This is a genomic window from Acidobacteriota bacterium (assembly GCA_016195325.1).
Taxonomy (GTDB): Bacteria; Acidobacteriota; Polarisedimenticolia; order JACPZX01; family JACPZX01; genus JACPZX01.
In genome coordinates, this window is the sequence record JACPZX010000085.1 from 26,834 (window position 1) to 40,720 (window position 13,887).

General features: G+C 68.4%; 14 protein-coding genes. 5 read left to right on the forward strand and 9 right to left on the reverse strand.

The genetic code is table 11. The features are described 5' to 3' along the window. Window positions 1-116: 116 nt before the first annotated feature. Window positions 117-806 carry an LON peptidase substrate-binding domain-containing protein gene (locus tag HY049_15700; GenBank protein ID MBI3450345.1) on the reverse strand — a complete coding sequence of 230 codons (690 nt, stop codon included), beginning with the start codon at window positions 804-806 and terminating at the stop codon, window positions 117-119. Between the two features lie 17 nt (window positions 807-823). Beyond that, complete coding sequence (locus tag HY049_15705; GenBank protein ID MBI3450346.1) at window positions 824-1,111, reverse strand: YfhL family 4Fe-4S dicluster ferredoxin; 288 nt, start codon at window positions 1,109-1,111, stop codon at window positions 824-826. A 203-nt stretch (window positions 1,112-1,314) separates the two neighbouring features. Here HY049_15705 and HY049_15710 point away from each other — a divergent pair, with 203 nt between their 5' ends. Beyond that, window positions 1,315-1,788 (forward strand): hypothetical protein, encoded by a 474-nt coding sequence (locus HY049_15710; GenBank protein ID MBI3450347.1) that lies wholly within the window; start codon window positions 1,315-1,317, stop codon window positions 1,786-1,788. A gap of 23 nt (window positions 1,789-1,811) precedes the next feature. Here HY049_15710 and HY049_15715 read toward each other — a convergent pair whose 3' ends face one another. Together HY049_15715 and HY049_15720 are read right to left on the reverse strand one after the other, a co-directional pair. Then, window positions 1,812-2,777 carry a prohibitin family protein gene (locus HY049_15715; GenBank protein ID MBI3450348.1) on the reverse strand — a complete coding sequence of 322 codons (966 nt, stop codon included), beginning with the start codon at window positions 2,775-2,777 and terminating at the stop codon, window positions 1,812-1,814. 147 nt (window positions 2,778-2,924) lie between these two features. After that, the gene (locus HY049_15720) at window positions 2,925-4,022 is read right to left on the reverse strand and encodes a hypothetical protein (GenBank protein ID MBI3450349.1); all 1,098 of its coding nucleotides are present in this window, start codon (window positions 4,020-4,022) and stop codon (window positions 2,925-2,927) included. 494 nt (window positions 4,023-4,516) lie between these two features. Between HY049_15720 and HY049_15725 the strand changes: the two genes are divergently transcribed. Both HY049_15725 and HY049_15730 read left to right on the forward strand, forming a co-directional pair. Then, on the forward strand, window positions 4,517-6,538 hold the full coding sequence (locus HY049_15725; GenBank protein MBI3450350.1) for an oligopeptide transporter, OPT family: 2,022 nt from the start codon (window positions 4,517-4,519) through the stop codon (window positions 6,536-6,538). Window position 6,539: 1 nt separating this feature from the next. Further along, window positions 6,540-7,361, forward strand: a complete 822-nt coding sequence (locus HY049_15730) for a TatD family hydrolase (GenBank protein MBI3450351.1) — start codon at window positions 6,540-6,542, stop codon at window positions 7,359-7,361. On the opposite strand, the gene HY049_15735 is transcribed toward HY049_15730, so the two are convergent. After that, window positions 7,321-7,956 carry a class I SAM-dependent methyltransferase gene (locus tag HY049_15735; protein MBI3450352.1) on the reverse strand — a complete coding sequence of 212 codons (636 nt, stop codon included), beginning with the start codon at window positions 7,954-7,956 and terminating at the stop codon, window positions 7,321-7,323. The two genes, HY049_15730 and HY049_15735, sit on opposite strands and share 41 nt — an antisense overlap. A gap of 12 nt (window positions 7,957-7,968) precedes the next feature. Continuing rightward, window positions 7,969-8,586 (reverse strand): glutathione S-transferase family protein, encoded by a 618-nt coding sequence (locus tag HY049_15740; GenBank protein MBI3450353.1) that lies wholly within the window; start codon window positions 8,584-8,586, stop codon window positions 7,969-7,971. Between the two features lie 68 nt (window positions 8,587-8,654). On the opposite strand from HY049_15740, the gene HY049_15745 reads away from it, so the two are divergent. Beyond that, window positions 8,655-9,563: a hypothetical protein gene (locus HY049_15745; GenBank protein MBI3450354.1), complete on the forward strand. Its 909-nt coding sequence runs from the start codon at window positions 8,655-8,657 to the stop codon at window positions 9,561-9,563. Here HY049_15745 and HY049_15750 read toward each other — a convergent pair. Both HY049_15750 and HY049_15755 read right to left on the reverse strand, forming a co-directional pair. Further along, complete coding sequence (locus tag HY049_15750) at window positions 9,560-11,080, reverse strand: M28 family peptidase (protein MBI3450355.1); 1,521 nt, start codon at window positions 11,078-11,080, stop codon at window positions 9,560-9,562. The two genes, HY049_15745 and HY049_15750, sit on opposite strands and share 4 nt — an antisense overlap. Before the next feature lie 11 nt (window positions 11,081-11,091). Beyond that, window positions 11,092-11,931 (reverse strand): SRPBCC domain-containing protein, encoded by an 840-nt coding sequence (locus tag HY049_15755; protein MBI3450356.1) that lies wholly within the window; start codon window positions 11,929-11,931, stop codon window positions 11,092-11,094. A 72-nt stretch (window positions 11,932-12,003) separates the two neighbouring features. On the opposite strand from HY049_15755, the gene HY049_15760 reads away from it, so the two are divergent. Further along, a complete protein-coding gene (locus HY049_15760; GenBank protein ID MBI3450357.1) occupies window positions 12,004-12,849 on the forward strand; it encodes an aldo/keto reductase in 846 nt (281 codons plus the stop codon). Between the two features lie 4 nt (window positions 12,850-12,853). Here the strand turns inward: HY049_15760 and HY049_15765 are convergent, their stop codons facing one another. Beyond that, window positions 12,854-13,852, reverse strand: a complete 999-nt coding sequence (locus tag HY049_15765) for a hypothetical protein (protein MBI3450358.1) — start codon at window positions 13,850-13,852, stop codon at window positions 12,854-12,856. Window positions 13,853-13,887 lie beyond the last annotated feature (35 nt).

The following is a 13,887-nucleotide window of genomic DNA, read 5'->3' on the forward strand; positions in this document are numbered from 1 at the left end:
GGCGGAGTTGGGGAGGAGGCCCTTCTTGCGGAGCTTCACCCTCTTCGCCTTGCGTTGACGCCGACGCCGGATCTCTGCCTGCCTTGTTCCTTTTCCCATCGAATCGCTCCTCGCTTTCAGTGAATCGGGCCCGGCGGCCGACCCGGCGCGCCGGGTGCGCGCGAGAGGACGACCTTCTGCAGATGGGCCTCCAGGAATGTCGTCAGCTTCAGGCAGCGCTCCCGAATCTCGTCGATCTCGAGGAGCAACTGCTTCACCTCGGGGGGGAGTCCCACGTGGGCGCAGACGGAGTTGACCACGGTTTCATAGGGGAGATGCTCGCCGAGCGTCACCATCGGAGTGGACTCGCCCGCCATCTCCTGAACGAGGACGGTGCAGGCGCCGAAGAGCCGGACGAGATCTTCGCGGCCCGCGCCGGTCGAGTTGTCGGGAATCGTCTCCGCGATCGGTTGGATCCGCGCGGTCCGGTATGGAGAAGATCCGACGAGGTCGCCGAGCGCGACCTTGCGAAGGCCGACCAGCTTGAGATGGTAGCGCCCGTCCTCGGTCCGTTGGAGCGACGTGATCCGCCCGAGGCACCCCACCTCGCAGTAGTCCGGGTTCCCCTCATAGTCGCGTTCCCATCCGGCCTTCAGGAGGGACATCGCGATGCAGCCGTCTCCGCGCTCCGCGTCGGCGATCATCGCCCGATACCGCGGCTCGAAGATGTGAAGCGGAAGGATCGTGCTCGGGAAGAGGACGACGGTCGGCAGCGGGAAGACGGGCGCAGTCTGAGGGAACGGCTCCGGAGATCCAGCACCCGCCATCGCTGCGGCCGCCCCCTCTACTTGCGGAACCGCGACGGGACTTCCTCGCCGAATTCCTTGTCCGGGTGGATGGCCTTCGCGCGATCGATGAGAAGGGCCTCCTCTTCCGCGTTGTTCGGGTCTGGGACGCAGCAGTCGACGGGACAGACGGCGGCGCACTGCTCGGCGTCGTGAAACCCGACGCACTCGGTGCACAGCTCAGGATCAATGACGTAGATGTCGTCCTGCTCGCTGATCGCCTGATTCGGGCACTCGGGCTCACAAGCGCCGCAGCTGATGCACTCCTCGGTGATCATCGTGGACATGAAGGCGTTCTCCTGTGGGAACCGGCCGATCGGCGTTCGAGCGCGCCGGGATAAAGTCCTGCTTGGGGTCGAAACAGCGGTCTGGATTATATGGAGGCTCCACGGCGAGGGCAAGCCGACGGCGCCACGGCCGATTGATCTCTCCTCCGGGCGAAGTGTATAGTCCGCGCCTTCCGCGATCCTTCGATCGCGCAGGACATCCGATGGCCGATCCTTCGAAGCCGAAGCCCGCCCGCCCCGTCGCGCCCCCCCAGGATCTGAAGTCCATCGTCCGCCTGGGACTCAAGGGCTCCGGTGAGGCGCCGAAGGCCGCCCCGTCCGCGAAGCCCGCAGGGCCGGCTCCCGCCGGTGAGGGGAAGTCCGCCGCGGAGGCTGCGGCCCCCGCACCGAAGAAGAGCGTCACCGATCTCGGTCCCGCCGAGATAGCGGCTCTCCGGCAGGAGATCGTCGACCTCCTCAAGGAAAAGAAGCGGTCGGGAGAGATCGTCACGATGCTGGTCGAGCACAAGGAGCTCACCTTCACCGGGCGCGTCGTGCGCGTCGAGCCCGAGGAGGGGTACGCCGTCCTCGAGAACGTCGACGGGCGCCGCCGAGGGTGCTACTTCATCCTGGGAGGGCATCTCACGACCCGCGACGGAAACGAGCTCGCCTTCCCGATCGACGGCGTTCCGCGCTGACGCGCCCCCCACGCGGGGGGGGGCTATTTCTTCCCCTCCACGATCCCCTTCAGGTCCATGATCGTGTTCTGATCCGACACGATGACCGAGATCTTGTCGGAGAGCTTGTCGACGTAGAGGTACCGGATGTAGTTGGGATTCTGCCGCAAGGCCTCGTTGATCGTCTCGATCGCCTTCGCCCGGCCGCTCGCCTCGATCACCTTTCGCTCGGCTTCCTTCTGCTCCTTCTCGAGGACGTACTTCATCTGCTCGGCCGACTGCTGCGCAATCTGCTTCGCCTCGATCGACTTCGCGAACTGCTCGGTGAACCGGACGTCCCTGAGGACGACCTCGTCGATGAGGAAGCCGTCCTTCTCCACCAGCGTCCTGATCTTCTCGTTGATCTCCGTCTGGATCTTCGCCCGCTTCGAGGAGTACACGTCCATGACGGCGTACTCGGAGATGACGAGGCGGATCACCGAGCGGATGGCGGGGCGGATGATCTTTTCCTCGTAGTCGGGCCCGATTTTCTGGTGGATCTCGATGACGCGCGACGGGTCGAGGTGATGCCACACCGTGATGTCGATGCCGACGAGAAGCCCTTCCTGCGTCGGCGACCAGAGCGAGTCGTCCGCTTCCGCCTTCCGCCCCTCACCCTGCGTTCCCGACATCGTGTACTCGAGCCGGCGCAGATCGTACAGGTGCGTGTCCGTCACGAGCGGCGTCACGAACGCGATCCCCTGCCGCGCCAGATCGAACTGCTTGGTGACGGTGTTGAAAATCACCAGCGCGTTTCCGACGGGGACGCTGCGCACTGACGCGAGGAAGAGCAGCACCAGGAGCACGAGCGGAACGGCGACCAGGAGGTTCTTGAGCGCGGGACCCTGCGGCCCCGAGACGCGGCGCCCGTCCGTGTCGAAGACGTGGGGGCGCCGGCCGCCCTTCATGAACCGCGTGGCGGCGATCATGCCGAGAGCCAGAACTGCGAGGACGACGAAGATGCCGGGCATGAGGGAGTCCCCCTAGGTTGGAACGGAGTGTGAGTTTCGGTGCGACTCACTTTACCGCGCGCGATGCCGGTTGTGGAATTCGTGCGCGCGCACACAAAAAAAGGGCGGCGCACCGGGCGCCGCCCCTCTTGCAGAAAGCCGATCGAGTTACCTCGCGACGAAGGGATCCGTCTCGATGACCTTGACCTTCACGCCCTCGAGATCGGTGGGGAGGCCGTGTGCTCTCGAGCCGCCCGCGTTCTCGACGTACAGGATGATGACCGCCTTCGTTGGGTCGATGTCGTCCTTGCCGACGCCTGCGCCGATGACGCCCGGCTTCGCGAAGAGATCCGGCTCGTAGCGCTCCTTGATGGTGCGCGCGAAATCGATGTCGTTGGCCGAGGGGCCGTGGAGAAGGTTCGCCGACTCCACGCCGACCCCGATCGGCGTCGTGCCGGTGCAGGACCCGCTGCCCACGAAATGGGTCGTGTGTCCCCCTGCGTTGAGCGCGGCGAGGACGTCAGCGACAGGATTGCCGATGGTGACGCTGCTGCTGCCGGCGTACAGGAGCGCCACGGGGTTATGGCTGGCGTTGTCCGTCACGATGAGCGAGCCCGAATCTCCTCCGCCGCTGAAGGTCCCCGGCGTGATCGAGACCTGGTTCGAGTAGGTGATGGTGAACTTCTTCCCGGAGTTGCACCCCTTCTGGTAGCTGATGCTCACGTTGACGTTGGTGGCCTGGACGGTGCCAAAAGTCTGGCCGGTCGTCCGGCCGCTCTTCGTCACGTTTCCGGAAGCCGCCGCCGTGACGCAGGAAGGCACGCCGATGTCGATGATCGACCCCGAGCCGTCGACGTTCGCGTTGGCGACCGAGAGCCCCACGTCCACGTTGGCGGTGCCGAGCGGGACGATGTTGCCGGCGAACGTGCCGACGACGTTGTAGTTGCTTAGGGTCTGGCTGCAGCCCTTGTCGATGAGTCCCGGCTGGATGTCGGTCTCACCCGTGGTCGCGCTGCCCGAGCGGGCGAGGACGTGGTTGTTGCTCAGGATGTAGGTCGTGCCGTCCCTCGTGATCAGCGAGCCCAGCGTCCCGCCGCAACAGAACGCATTGCTGTGATCGGCGAGGCTGCCTCCGGACGTCCCCATCTGCACCGGCGGTGTCTGTTTCACCTGGTGGTTGGCGCCGCCGTCGGCGAACATCGGCGTTGCGGTCAGGGCCAGCGCCACGGCGCCGGCAAGGGCCAACATCCACTTCGCATTTCTCATCGCGGGCTCCTTCTCGAAACGTTGACTTCCCGCGGCGCGAGTCCTCATGGACGCGCGCCGATCCCCCAAGCAAACACAACACCGCGCGCGCCCGCACGCGGTGAAGGACTCCGAAAACGGTTCATTGGAAGCTGATGAGAGAGGATGGGCGGGGCTGCTGCGGTGCCGACGTTCACTTCATGCACGCAACGGGCTCCTTTCGACGTATTGCGGAGCGGCGATCGCTGCGAACCGTGGCGGGCCCTGCCGGGGCGATCCGGCGTGACGGCGGGCGCCCCGAGACGCGCGCGGTCGGGCGAGAACGGCCCATCATACGGTGATTGGCGGTGAGCCGTCAATCCCATAATGGGGAGAAATCGAGAACAAGGGAGTCAGCGGGCTCCGGGTGTTGTGTTACCCTGCGCCCCGCCTGGGGCCGCTGGTGCGCCGCCGTGAATCGGAACGGGAGGGCACCTGGAAACATCACGCGACATCGTGGGACATCCTGAACAGCGATGAAGCACGAGCCGTTCGTCTCGGAATCCTCCCGCCTCCCCGAGTTCACATTCCGCGCCGTCATCCTCGGCGTCGTGCAGGCGGTCGTGCTCGGCGCAGCCAACGCCTACCTCGGGATGAAGGCCGGGCAGACGATTGCCGCGACCTTCCCGGCGGCCGTCATCTCGATGGTCGTCCTCCGGGCCTTCAAGGGCTCCTCCATCCTCGAGGAGAACGTCTCGCGCAGCGCGGCCTCGGTCGGCGAGGCGCTGGTCGCGGGCGCGATCTTCACCCTCCCGGCCTTCATCATCACGGGGCTCTGGAAGGAGTTCAACTACTGGGAGAGCAGCTTCCTCATGCTCGTCGGGGGGACGCTCGGCGTCACCTTCGTCATCTTTCTTCGCCGGACGCTGTGCGAGGATCCGACGCTCCCCTTCCCCGAGGCGGTGGCCGCCGCCGAGATCCACAAGACGGGACGCAAGGGGGCGACCGGCGCGAAGTACCTCTTCGCGACGATGGGGTTCGCGGGGCTGGTGGAGCTGCTCAAGAACGACTGGGGGTTCGCCGCGATCAAGGACTCGGTCAGCGGGTTCCTGCCGTTCCGCGCGTCGAAGGTTCACTTCCTGCGCGAAGGGCGGCCGTTCGGCGATCCGGGGACCTTCGCCGGCGGGATCCACTACGAGACGCCGTACGCGTCGCCCGCCTTCATGAGCGTCGGCTACATCATCGGCCCGAAGCTCGCGGCCCTGAACTTCTCGGGCGGCGTCCTCGCCTGGGTGATCCTCGTGCCGATGATCATGTTCCTGAGCGGCGAGGGGAGCGCGCTGATGAACCTCGCGCACCATCCCTCGCTCGCGTCGGCGGGCGAGCTCGACCGCCTCGACGTGGTCGCCGACCAGGCCTGGCGCGGCGTCGTGCGGCCGATGGCGGTCGGCGCGATGCTCGTCTCGGCCCTGTGGACCCTCTTCAACATGCGCGGGCCGCTCCTCGACGGCGTGCTGAGGGCCTTCAAGGACATGAAGGTGGCGCGCGCCGCGGGGCACACGACGGCGCGCCTGGAGCGCGACATCCCGATGGCCTGGGTCGTCGGGGGAACCGTGGCGCTCCTCGTGCCGATGACCGCCCTCTTCGAGTGGTACATGCACGACATCGCCGGCGCCTTCATGGCGGCGCTCGCGATGACGCTGACCGGCTTCGTCCTTTCCGCCGTCTCGGGATATCTCGTCGGCGTCATCGGCTCGTCGTCGAGCCCCATCTCGGGTCTCGCTCTCTCGAGCCTCATCGTGGCGGCGGTCCTCCTCGTGGCGATCGGCGTCACGGGCCCCGGGGGAGTGATGGCGGTCCTGGCCGTCGCGGCGGTGGTCTGCTGCGCGACCTCGATCGGCGGCGGCGTCATCCAGGACCTGAAGGTCGGGCACATCCTCGGCGGCACGCCGTGGACGATGGAGGTCGCGTACGTCATCGCCGTCGTCTGCACGTCGTTCGTCCTGGTCCTTCCGATCGCCTCGCTCCACTCGGCCGACATCGTGAAGGGGGGCTCGGGGATCGGCGGCGAGCACCTCCCCGCGCCTCAGGCCGGCCTGATGGCGATGCTCGCGCAGGGCATCGTCGGCGGCGAGATGGCGTGGCCGCTCGTGCTGATGGGCGTCGGGCTGGCGATCGGTCTCATCATGATGGGGTGCGAGTCGCCGATGATCGTCGCCGTCGGCATGTACCTCGACTTCGCGACCGTCTCGGCGATCTTCGTGGGCGGGGTGATCCGGTGGTTCGCGGATCGCTTCATGGCCCGGCGGAAGATGGCGGCGCCGGAGATCGAGCACCGCGTGAACATCGGCACCCTCCTCGCCTCGGGGATGATCGCGGGGGAGGCGCTCGTCGCCGTCCTTCTCGCGGTGTCGGTGCTCGTTCAGGACCGATTCGGCATCAACCTCGAGCTTCCGAAGTTCGGTGGGAGCGGCGCGGCGGGGTTGCTGGTCTTCGCCGCCGTGGCCGCGGTGCTCATCGTCGTTCCGATGCGGGCGCCCAGGCCGGACGCGGCGTGATGTGACGGTCGGCGACGCGCACTGCCACCTCGCCGACCTTCCGGAGCCGGACGAGGCCGTCGCCGAAGCGCGCGCCGCCGGCGTCTCCGTCCTCCTCGCCGTCTCGATGACGCCGGACGATGCGCTCCTCACCCTCGATCTGAAGCGGCGACATCCCGGCGTCGTCCTCGCCGGGGTCGGCCTCCATCCCTCGCGCGTTCCGGGGCTCACCGACGAACAAGCGGCGGCGGAGCTCGGGCTCGTGGCGGAACGGGTGAAGGCCGCGGACTTCGTCGGCGAGATCGGCCTCGATTACAGGGACGCTCCGGATTCGGTGGACCAGCGCCGCCAGCGCGAGATCCTCGATCGACTGCTCGACGTGGCAGAGCGCGCGCGGCTTCCCGTCAACATGCACTCGCGGCGCGCCGACGGTGAGATCGTCGATATCGCCGCGGCCTTCACGGGGCGCACGGGGTTGCCGGCTCTGCTCCACTGGTTCACGCATTCGAGGAGACTCGCACGGCGGTGCGCCGACGCGGGCGTCTACATCTCCGCCGGACCTTCGATCCAGATCGACCCCACGCAGGCTCGCGTCGCCCGCGCGATCGATCCGGATCTCGTCCTCGTCGAGACCGACAGCCCCGTCGAGTACGCGGGGGTGCGGGCGTCGCCGGCGTGGGCGCAGCGGGTGGCGCAGGCCCTCGCAGCGGCGCGAGGGGAGAGCCCGGATCGCCTCCGCGAGAGGCTCTCGGCGAATCTCGGCCGGTACCTCGGCCGCGAGATCTCCCCCGTTCCGCCGGCCCCTACTCCCGACCCATCCGGACGAGGACGACCGCGTACTTGAGGTCCTCCGCCCCGAGCCCCATCGTGATCTGGAACGAGGGTTTGCCGATCCACGTGTCCTGCCCCCAGAACGCGGCGGGCCGTCCGGGGAAATGGGCGGCGGTCAGCGCCTTGACGTCCTCGAGGGTGTAGACGCGCCGGTGGAAAGGGTTGTCCGTGAGGTCGTTGAGAGGAATCGAGAAGACGAACCACTCGCGGCACGTTGCCGCCACCGAATCGAGGAAGGGGCCGGGATCGGCCAGGTGCTCGATCGTCTCGAACGAGACGACGACGTCGTACTCCTCGGTGATCGGCTCGCGTTCGAGGTCGAGTCGGTAGAATCGGTGCGGCGCCGTGAAGGTGTTGATGCGGCGCGCGTACGTGAGCGCCTCGTTGGACAGGTCGAGGCCGTGCACCTCGCGCGCCCCGGCCGAGAGGAGGGCGGTGCCATAGCCGGATCCGCACGCGGCGTCGAGGACTTTCTTGCCGAACGTCCACTCCATCGCGAAGACGTAGCGGGCGAGGTGGTCGCGGTACGTCGCGTAGTGCTCGCCGACGTCGGTCGGCACGATCCGCTCGCCCGTGTACCGGTAGCTCGACAGGACCTCGTCCTTCACCGATTGCCTCCTTCAGTAGCGGGGCCTCGGGTCCATGCGCCGGATCCATGATTCGATCCCGGGATGGGTCTTGCCGAGGGGCTGGTAGTCGGTCAGGATCCTGTGGAACAGTTCGCTGTCTTCGGGAACCGGCGGGTGGAGTGAGTAGCGGAGGAACGGGTAGGCGGCGCAATCGGCCGCGGAGAACTCGCCCATCAGGTGATCGCGCCCGTGCAGCATCCCCTCGAAGACTTCGAGCGCGTCGGTCATCGACTTTCCGAGGCGCGCGATGCGCGCGGCGTCGGGGTGCGGCTCGTTCATCTCCGCTTCCATGTCGTTGGGCGGCCGCTTCCAGACCCGGTTGAACCAGTCGATGAAGACGAGCATCTCGGCGCGGCGCGCCGGGTCCTTCGGGTACAGCGGCCTTTCCGGATACCGGTCCTCGAGCCAGCGGACGATCTCCATCGAGTCGAAGACGACCGTGCCGCCGTCGTCGATCACGGGGACGAGATCCTGGCCGCTGACCTTGCGGACGACGCTTCGATCCTTCGGATCGATCTCCACCGGATCGAAGGGGAGCCGCTTGTGGGCGAGGGCGAGCGCCACGCGCTCGGCGTTCGTGGAGTACCTGAATCGATAGAGACGGATCATCGTCATCCTCCTCGCCGCCCTCCTCCGCGAGGGCCGGATCGAAGCGGTAGGATACACGACGCTGGCGGATGGGGGGCTTCAGGGAGATGATCGTCGGCGAGATCGAATGCCGCACGCTCGTCAACAGGACGGGGGGATTCCTCTCCGGATTCACCCACACGATCAACCCGTACCACGGGTGCGCCTACGGGAGGACTCTGTGCGGCGTCCCCGACTACGCCCCCGAGATCGTCCGGGGCTTCGGCGAGACGCGCGCGTGGGGGACGTATCTCGACGCGAAGGTGAACGCGCCCGGGATCTACGCCGCCGATCACGATCGGATCCGTCGCTCCCCGGATCCGTCGCTCCGCATCTACATGAGCAGCGTGACCGACCCCTACCCACCTCACGAGATTCGGCTGCGGATCACGTCCCGGATCCTCGAGGCGATGCTCGACAGGCCCCCGGATCTGCTGGCGCTCCAGACCCACACGCCGAACCCGCTCTGGGACGAGGATCGGCTGGCCGCGCTCTCCGCGCGATGCGCCCTCTCGATCCAGATCAGCGTGGAGACCGACCGTGAGAGCTTTCCGCCCCCCTTCCCGAAGCACGCCTACCCCGTGGGAGAGCGCATCGCGGCCCTCGCCCGCCTGCGCCGGCGCGGGCTCCGGACCGTGGCCGTCGTCGCCCCGCTCTGGCCCATCGACGACCTCACGGCGTTCGACGTGCGGCTCGGCGAGGCGGCCGACTTCGTCGTTCTCGACCACTACCTGCTCGGCGACGGATCGAAGGACGGGATGCGGACCCGGCGCCGGCTGGCCCTCGCGGGCCGGACGTTTCCGGAGCTGCTCGTCGCCGCGGGATACGCGGAGTGGACCCGGGGCGAGGCGCTCGATCGCGTGCGCGACGCGTTCGTCGCGCGGCTCGGCGCGGAGCGCGTCGGCGTCTCGAAAGAAGGATTCCACCGCGCGGCGCACGGGCTCGTCGGGAACCGCTAGGGGCGCGCTCCGCTCTTTCCGGAGATCCACTCCTCCCACTGACCGAAGGCTTTCATCTGCTGGTCCAGCCGCGTCTCCTTCAGGAGCGCGTCGACCTCCGCGCGCGACTGCCGCCGGCCGGGCCGCTCCTTCGCTTCGGCGAGGCCGTAGACCAGCGCGGCGGCGATGGCGGCGCTCGCGCGCGCCTCGCGCGCGTTCAGGCGCTCGAAGACGTCCGATTCGGCGTGGTAGTCCGGAAGGTACGGGATGGGATCCTGATCCGCGACGAAGTTCGGGACCCCCGCGAGGAGGAAGTCGAAGTTGTCGGTGCCGTCGATCCCGTCGTGGCGGTGCGTGAACGGACCGAGCGCGGCGACCGGGGCGAGCGCCGCGTCGAGCGGCCGGCGCAGCTCGTCGCGTCCGTCGAGATAGAACCCGGAGGTGTGGCCCGAGCCGGTGTCGAAGACGATCGCGGCGACATGGCCGTCCATCTCGGCCCCGTGCCGCTTCACGTACCCGCTCGATCCGAAGAGACCCTGCTCCTCGCCCGAGAAGAGGACGAACCTCACGGTGCGGCGGGGAACGATGCCGAGCTCGCGGAATGCGCGCGCCACGTCGAGCACGAGCGCGGCGTTGACGCCGTTGTCCTCCTCGCCCGTTCCCAGGTCCCACGAGTCGAGGTGCGCGCCGAGGAGAACGATCTCGTCCGGCTTCTCCCGGCCGCGGATCTCCGCGACGACGTTCTTGGCCTCGTACGCGCCGCCCGTTCGATTGGCGAGATCGAGGCGCACTCTCGGGGGTTGTCCGCCTGGCTCCGCGAGCAGCCGCCCGAGGCGCTCCGCCCCCTCGCGCGAGACGATGGCCACCGGGAACGGCGCCATCTCGCCGTGGATGCTGATCGGGTGGCGGTAGAGGAGGCCTCGCGGACGCGTCGACTGCAGAAGGAGCGCCGCCATCCCCGCGCTCTTCGCCGCCGCGATCATCGGCGCGTTCTTCATGTACTCGGCGAACAGATCGTCGAACGTGCGCATCTCGGCGGATCGCACGAGGGCGATCGCCCCCCGGGCGCCGGCGCCGAGCTTCTCGAAATCGGCCGCGGTCCCCGCGCCCGCGTCGACCAGGGGCGCCTCGAGGCCTCCAGCAGGGGTGGAAGGTGCGTAGGGCGCGGCCGCGAGCCGGAACGGGAAGGCGACGGGCGCGACGCAGGCGGCCTCCGCCCGATCGCCGAGCCAGAGGCCCGGCACGGTGAAGGTCTCGAGGGTCACCGACTCGACGCCCGCGGCGCGGAACTTCGCGGCCGCCCAGTCCACGGCTCGATCCAGCGCGGGCGAGCCGGTGGGCCGTCCGCCGATCCGATCGCACAGCTCCCTCAGGTCATCGACGAGGGGCGTCTCGCCGAGCGCGCGCGCCACGAGAGCCCGCACCGCCGGATCTCCCGGGACGGGGGCCGCGGCGGCCACTGGAACGATGAGCGCGAGGGCGGCGAGCGCCGAGGCGATCGGCGTTCGCACGCGGAATCCGGACTCCTGTCTCGTCATGCTCTCCTCCATCAGTGGACCGTCCCGGTCCCGCTCACCGACGCCACGAGGCGATCGATCGCCTTCGCCATGCCCCGTTCGATCTTCGACGCCCGTTCCTCGCCGATCTCCCAGCCGATGCCGCGGACCGCCACGGCCCGCTGATTCGGTCCGAGCGAGAAGGCCTTCAGCTCGCAGACGCCGCCGATCTCGTCCCACGACAGCGCCACCTCGCGCCGCGTGACGGCGAGGACCCGGCCGCTCATCGTGCCTCCACCTCGGAGCTCGAGATGGTAGAGCGCCCCGGCCTCGCCGCGGATGGAGCCCGAGGCCGTGAGCCACTCACGAAGCCACGGCTCCTCGAGAAAATACGGCAGGAGCCCCTCGTACGCGAAGACCGCGGGCTGCATCGCGAAGAAGGCCGCCTTGGGTCGCCCGTAGTGCCTCTCGAGGTACTCCTTGAGGATGGCGAGCGCCATCTCCCAGCCCGAGAGAACTCCCTCGTGCTCCTCCTCGGTCGCCTCGCCCGCGCTGAACCCGGAGTTGACGATCGTGAGCGTCGTCTCGACATCGGAGCCGGCGATCAGCACTTCGAGGAAGAAAGGCCTGCGTCCCGGCGGCGAGCCGCGCAAGACGAGCCGCGAGGGAGGCGTGGCGACGAGCACCTCATACGGGAACCGGGCGCCGAATCTCTCGAAGATCCAGGTGAAGCTCCGGCCCGGCCGGACCTCTCCCTCGGTCCGGTCGGTGAACCACTGCGAGAGCTTCGCCGGGTCCGCCCACGCCGACCATACGCGGTCCGCGGGCGTCGGCGTCCGCATCTCCACGCGGATCACGCGCCCGGTGTGCTCGAACGCATCGCTTGCCGTCATCCTCTCCGCCGCCCCCTGCCATCTCCGTGGAGGGCTCATAATACGCGCTCGACGCGTGACAGGGAGGCCTCGATGAGGACGGTGACGGATCGAATCGGCTCTGCGATGCCGGTCGTGGGCCAGGGGACGTGGAAGATGGGGAGCGATGCCGGCCGGCGACGCGAGGAGATCGCCGCGCTGCGACTCGGATTCGATCTCGGGATGACGCTCGTCGACACCGCGGAGATGTACGGCGACGGAGCGGCCGAGGCGCTGGTCGCCGAGGCGATGGCCGGCCGGAGGGACGGCGTCTTCGTCGTGACGAAGGTTCTGCCCCGGAACGCGTCGCGCTCAGGGACGATCGCGGCCGCGGAGGCGAGCCTGAGGCGACTCGGGACGGATCGCATCGACCTCTACCTGCTTCACTGGAGGGGGACGTATCCCCTCGCCGGCACGATCGAGGCGTTCTCGCGACTCCGCGAAGCGGGAAAGATCCTTGGCTACGGCGTCAGCAACTTCGACGTCACGGACCTGGAAGAGGCGGAGGCGCTCGATGGAGGGGTGGCGGTCGCCGCGAACCAGGTCTACTACAACCTCAGGCACCGAGGCATCGAGCGCGGCCTCATCCCATGGTGCGTTGACCGGAAAGTGACCGTGATGGCGTACACCCCTCTCGACGATGGTCGTCTGGCCGGCTGCGGGACCGGTGGCGGCGCTGTCCAAGAGGTGGCGGCCCGTCACGGCGTCTCCGGCGCCACGGTCTGCCTCGCGTGGGCCATCCGGTGCGAAGGCGTCGTCGCGGTCGCGAAGGCCTCGCGTGCGGAGCATGTCCGGCAGAACGCCGCGGCGGCGGCCCTCGCGCTGACTCCCGAGGATCTCCGCGACCTCGACGCGGGATTCCCCGCGCCGGCGCGGGCGATCCCGCTCGAAACGGTCTGAATCCTCAATCAAAGGTCTTCGAGATCCCGAAGATGACGCCGCCGCGCGGCGCGAGCTGCGATTCGTTCACGCGCTCGACGACGGGGGCCTGTCCGAAGATGTAGAAGACCGTGCCAGGAGAGGCCACGAACCGGAGGCCGGGTGTGAAGTTCACGATCGCGGCGCCGGTAGACGCCACGTTCGACCCCAGGAACTCGTCGCGGCGCGTCCATCGCGAATCGAGCTGGAGCACCCACGTCGCCCTCTTTCCCGCGCGCCGATCGAATCCGACGTTGACGATCGCCTCGGCGCCCAGCCGGTACTCGAGCGCGTTCGCCCGGTTCCCTTGGTAGGAGCCCGAGACGAACCACTCGCCGGATCGGGGCGCCGGGTGGTACGCGTAGTAGATCGACGCGTTGAGCGCATACGCTCCCGTCCCCGGCTGGATCGTCGGCTCGTTGATCTCCCCCTCGCTGTCGAGGAGACGGTACGGGCCCGTCGGAAGCTTCACGGCCGCGCCGGCGACGAGGATCTGCTTCGGCCGGACGACGGCGGCGTACCTCGCGCCGATCCTCACGTCGCCGAAGCCGCTCGTGCCGTCGCCGTTCGTGAACGCCTCCGTCGCGGTGCCGACGTCGTTGACGTGCTCGTGACGCCGCTCGTTCAGGAACGGGATCGCGCCGAAGAGCGTGAGGCGTCCCGTCAGGCCGTAGTCGAGATCGAGTTGCATGAGGGTGTTCAGCGTCCGGATCTCGCGATGATGGTCGGGGACGATCGTGCCGTTCGAGAAGTCGATGGCCGGGGTGAGGACGTCCCCGGTCTCCCGGGAGCCGTCCAGGCCGCGGCTCTGGTCGACGTATCGGTAGGACAGATCGAACGTGAACGCCCCCTGGTCGTTGATCCCCTCGCGCGTTCCGGTGACGAGGAAGCAGTTCGCGGAGCCGCAGGTCGCGAGCGCCGGGGCGGCGCAGGCGACGGCGGCGAGGAGAACGAGCGGAACACGGGTGCGGACGGAGTGAGACATGCCGGTTTTCTCCAGTGAAGGATGGGTCGGTGATT

Coding starts and splice junctions, on each gene's coding strand:
- HY049_15760 (MBI3450357.1), top strand. CDS start 12,004: ATGAGGACGGTGACGGATCGAATCGGCTCTGCGATGCCGGTCGTGGGC.
- HY049_15705 (MBI3450346.1), bottom strand. CDS start 1,111: ATGTCCACGATGATCACCGAGGAGTGCATCAGCTGCGGCGCTTGTGAG.
- HY049_15765 (MBI3450358.1), bottom strand. CDS start 13,852: ATGTCTCACTCCGTCCGCACCCGTGTTCCGCTCGTTCTCCTCGCCGCC.
- HY049_15720 (MBI3450349.1), bottom strand. CDS start 4,022: ATGAGAAATGCGAAGTGGATGTTGGCCCTTGCCGGCGCCGTGGCGCTG.
- HY049_15750 (MBI3450355.1), bottom strand. CDS start 11,080: ATGACGAGACAGGAGTCCGGATTCCGCGTGCGAACGCCGATCGCCTCG.
- HY049_15725 (MBI3450350.1), top strand. CDS start 4,517: ATGAAGCACGAGCCGTTCGTCTCGGAATCCTCCCGCCTCCCCGAGTTC.
- HY049_15710 (MBI3450347.1), top strand. CDS start 1,315: ATGGCCGATCCTTCGAAGCCGAAGCCCGCCCGCCCCGTCGCGCCCCCC.
- HY049_15745 (MBI3450354.1), top strand. CDS start 8,655: ATGGGGGGCTTCAGGGAGATGATCGTCGGCGAGATCGAATGCCGCACG.
- HY049_15755 (MBI3450356.1), bottom strand. CDS start 11,931: ATGACGGCAAGCGATGCGTTCGAGCACACCGGGCGCGTGATCCGCGTG.
- HY049_15715 (MBI3450348.1), bottom strand. CDS start 2,777: ATGCCCGGCATCTTCGTCGTCCTCGCAGTTCTGGCTCTCGGCATGATC.
- HY049_15740 (MBI3450353.1), bottom strand. CDS start 8,586: ATGATCCGTCTCTATCGATTCAGGTACTCCACGAACGCCGAGCGCGTG.
- HY049_15700 (MBI3450345.1), bottom strand. CDS start 806: ATGGCGGGTGCTGGATCTCCGGAGCCGTTCCCTCAGACTGCGCCCGTC.